The sequence below is a fragment of the Planktotalea frisia genome (assembly GCF_001890925.1).
GTDB classification, from domain to species: Bacteria; Pseudomonadota; Alphaproteobacteria; order Rhodobacterales; family Rhodobacteraceae; genus Planktotalea; species Planktotalea frisia.
This window is the reverse complement of the sequence record NZ_MLCB01000084.1, coordinates 1-3,864: the sequence shown is the minus strand read 5'-3', so window position 1 is coordinate 3,864 and position 3,864 is coordinate 1. Positions and strand designations below refer to the sequence as shown.

The following is a 3,864-nucleotide window of genomic DNA, read 5'->3' as shown; positions in this document are numbered from 1 at the left end:
GAACCCAGAAGGCGGCATGAAACCAACCCGATTACATCTTAGCTGAGCCACAAACATGTCCGAATTAGTAGGACCACTTCATGGGTCGAAAAGCTGCCATTGACTTGTGTGCATCGAACTAGCGCTAGGTCCCGCATCACGGCCATCTAAGCTCAACGAATGTTACACGACATATGAATTGCCACATCGCGAACGCTGCGCAGCAGATTGTATCTTTGCGCGGTCTTTATCTCAGTTAGACGGCAAGGGAAACGACAGATCAATCTACGCGCTTTTCGCAATGGCGCAGCCAAAGCATCAAAAGTGTCGCGATAAAGCACAAAATCGCGCCAGCTGCGGCCAAAGGGGCAGGGGTTCCAGCGAACAACAAGCCCACAGGGATCGCGATACACGTGCCCAAAAGTGTCGCAATGCCCCCCAGCAAAGACGCTGCGATCCCTGCGATATGGCCCACAGGCTCCATCGCAAGCGCGTTGAGATTACCGATTGTCATGCCCGCTAGAAAGAACACCGATGTTTGCCAAATCATGAACAAAGTAAAATAAACCGTATCACTTGGTGGATTTTGGCTCAGAGCCAGCATGATAAGCGAGAAAACGATCTGAATCGCGAAGCTAACGGTCACAACATTGCGCATTCCAAAACGCACAACAATCGTCGCATTTAACAAGGATGCGCTGCCAGCAATTATCGAAATTAGCCCGAACCAGTAAGGAAAGCTCTCGGCGCGATCAAATGTAACGTCATAAATCGGGTGCACCATAGAAAGCATGGCGAACAAAAGCGCGAAAATCGTAGACTGACACAAAATAGAGATGCGCACGCTGCGATGGCTAAACAGTTCTTTGCTCGCCTCAAGCAGAGTACTTAATTTGAAACTGCGCTTGTTTTCTGGCGTCAGGGTTTCTGGCAAACGCAAAAGCATCCATATCATCGTAATCACCGCGAACAGGATGAACGCGAGGAAAATACCGCGCCAATCCGAAATCGCGATCAGACCGGCTCCAATCAACGGACCAATGGCGGGCACTAGTGTGAACACCATCATCACAAAGGACATGATCCGCGCCATTTGGCGACCTGAATAAAGATCACGGATCACCGCCATCGAGACAATTCTCGGTCCGGCGGCCCCGAAACCTTGGAACATGCGAGCGATCAACATCACCTCAAGCGAGGCAGCACGCCACGCGACAAAGGCTGCTACACAATAAATTATAGCGCCAAGCAGCATGATTGTGCGCCGCCCAAAGCTGTCGGACAAAGGCCCTGCAATAAACGTCCCAAGGCCCATACCAAGAACGAAACTGGTCAACACCAGCTGAACTTTGTTGGGGTCAAGCGGACTGAGTTCGCGCGCCATTTCCGGCAAACCCGGAAGCATAGAGTCGATAGAAAATGCTGTCGTAGCTGAGAGCATTGCGCAAAAGGCAATGAACTCAACCCGCCCCATGCGTAAATTTTGAGAAGGCTTCATGCCTCCTCGTTCAGCTGCGCTTTGATATCTGCGATGACTTTGCGCCACATCTCTGGCGATTGCGCACCGGGCACTGCATGTTGTCCCGCGATAATGAATGTCGGCACCGAATTCACGCCCATCTTGCGAAACCCTGCATCCTTTTCACGGACGCCTTCAAGGTCCTCGTCAGTAGCAAGCAACCGTTGGATCAATGCTGCGTCCATGCCACAGGTGTCGGCAAGATCTGCCAGCACTTCGACATCGCTGATGTCGCGTCCTTCTTTGAAATAAGCGCGAAACATCGCTGAAACGACCATAGACTGACGCTGCTCGATACCAGCCCAGTGGATCAAACGATGGGCGTTGAGCGTGTTAGGCGTGCGTTTGATGCCGCCAAGATCAAGCTCCAAACCAACATCGCGTGCGTGCTGATCGATTTGGCCGTAGACCTTCACAGCAGCTTTTTTGCCACCAAACTTGCCCTCAAGATAGGCGCGGCGATCCATCCCTTCCATCGGCATGTCGGGATTAAGCTGAAACGGATGCCATTCAATCTCAAACGGATGCTCAGGCTCTGCTTCTAGCGCGCGATCAAGTAACGTTTTGCCGATATAGCACCAAGGGCAGATCGGATCGGAAATGATGTCTAGCTTAACCATAATGGGCCTCAATCTCAGCACGCAACACACGGCGCAGCAGCTTGCCATTGGCGCTGCTCGGAAGTGTGTCGCAGGGGTGGTAAATTCTGGGTTGCTTGTAACGTGCAAGATTGCGTTTTGCCAGTGCTTCAAGCGTGCTTTGCTCGACATCGCGGTTTGCTACGTAGCACAATGCGATCACTGTAACGTCCTGTTTAAGTGAGATTTCAATGGCGGCACATTGACTGATCGCAGGTTCGCTTTGAAAGAGCGCTTCGATTTCGAGCGGCGACAGGCGAAAGCCGCCCGCGTTGATCATATCATCGCTGCGCCCTGCATAGGTGATCGCACCTGTTTCATCCGCATGGCCAAGGTCACCAGTCAAGAACCACTCACCGTGAAAGCGGGCCTTTGTGGCTGCGGTATCATTGAGGTATCCCAACATCAGGCCCGGGTCAGAACGATGGATCGCGATCGTGCCTATTTCACATGGACTAGCCTGCTGACCATCCTCTTTAATCACACTGACATTGCGCCCGGTTTGTGGTGTCCCAAGCTGTTCATGTCCCGCTTCGCGACTGGGGCTGGAGGAAATAAAGGTAGAGCATTCAGACATGCCGAACGCCTCGTAAACGTTTAGCCCCGTCATATCTTTCCATGCTTGATGTAGCGCGATGGGCATCTTTTCACCTGCACTTAGGGCGTGGCGCAAGTGCGCAAGCTTGGGCATTTCAGTGCGCAGGATTTTGCGAAACACGCCGGGGGCAGCGGCAAAAAGCGTGGCTTTGTGGGTAGCCAATAAATCGGGAAGGTCCTCGGGCAATGTGCCGTCTTCTGGGATGAGCGCCGTCGCGCCAACGCTCCAGGGGTCCATGAGTCCTGTGCCAAGCGTGAAGGTCCAATTGAACGCACCCGCATGTAAAAGACGGTCATCGCTCGAAATGTCATACCAGTCTTTGTGCATCATCCTGCGCGCCCAAATCGCGCGGTGCGCGTGCTGAACAGCGCGCGGTGCAGCAGATGTGCCTGACGTGAACACAACATACGCGGGTCGTTCAGGATCACCCATGTGCCAAGCGGCAGGGGGAAGCGCATACATTTGACGCAGTGTTTCAAGCGAAATGCTCTGGACGCCAGACAAATCAGGGGCTGCGATTGCATCATCTTGCAAAATCGCGACTGGGTTCACTGCTTGCGCCATCTTGGTAATCTCGGATTGCGTCAACGCGGAGGACGTTGGAACAGCGACCATACCAGCCGCAATAATCCCCAGATACGCAATTGGAAAATCAGCCGAATTGCCTAGACGCAACATCACCAGATCGTTTGGCTGTAACCCCAAGTTCGCAAGCCCCGTCGCGACACCGCGCACGGCGGATTCAAGCTGCGCAAAACTCCAGGATTCTCGTTCTCGAGATAGCACCTCCAAAGCCACTTTGTCGGGCGCTTTAGATGCAGCGCCTAAAACATAGGCTGCCATGTTGAACGGCGACGGGCAGGGTGGATGTGGCTGAACATTCATTATGCCATTCGGTAACGCAGCACCTGACCCAATCGCAAGGCAAACACGCAAAAACGCGACGTCCGTCAGAGTTTTCGCACGCTATTTCAGAGCCGCCAACGCAGGATCATGCGAACGGATATCCAACGCCGCCCGCGCCAAGCTTTGTAGGTCCAGAAAATGCTCTATACACAGAGTCCTCGAGCACCCGACTTTTGACGGGTTGACGTCTGACCGTAGAACGATTCAGCTAACCGCATGATCCG

At 53.2% G+C, this 3,864-nt stretch carries 3 protein-coding genes; all 3 read right to left on the bottom strand.

Features of this window, described 5'->3' with window-relative positions:
- Window positions 1–259: 259 nt before the first annotated feature.
- Genes PFRI_RS04755 through PFRI_RS04745 form a run of 3 tightly spaced genes read right to left on the bottom strand, consistent with a single transcriptional unit; the run spans window position 260 to window position 3,619 of the window.
- Complete coding sequence (locus PFRI_RS04755; protein WP_245812261.1) at window positions 260–1,477, bottom strand: multidrug effflux MFS transporter; 1,218 nt, start codon at window positions 1,475–1,477, stop codon at window positions 260–262.
- On the bottom strand, window positions 1,474–2,118 hold the full coding sequence (locus PFRI_RS04750) for a DsbA family oxidoreductase (RefSeq protein ID WP_072629597.1): 645 nt from the start codon (window positions 2,116–2,118) through the stop codon (window positions 1,474–1,476). The genes PFRI_RS04755 and PFRI_RS04750 overlap by 4 nt, the downstream gene beginning before the upstream one ends.
- Window positions 2,111–3,619 (bottom strand): class I adenylate-forming enzyme family protein, encoded by a 1,509-nt coding sequence (locus PFRI_RS04745; RefSeq protein ID WP_072629596.1) that lies wholly within the window; start codon window positions 3,617–3,619, stop codon window positions 2,111–2,113. Before PFRI_RS04745 ends, PFRI_RS04750 begins: the two co-directional genes overlap by 8 nt.
- Window positions 3,620–3,864 lie beyond the last annotated feature (245 nt).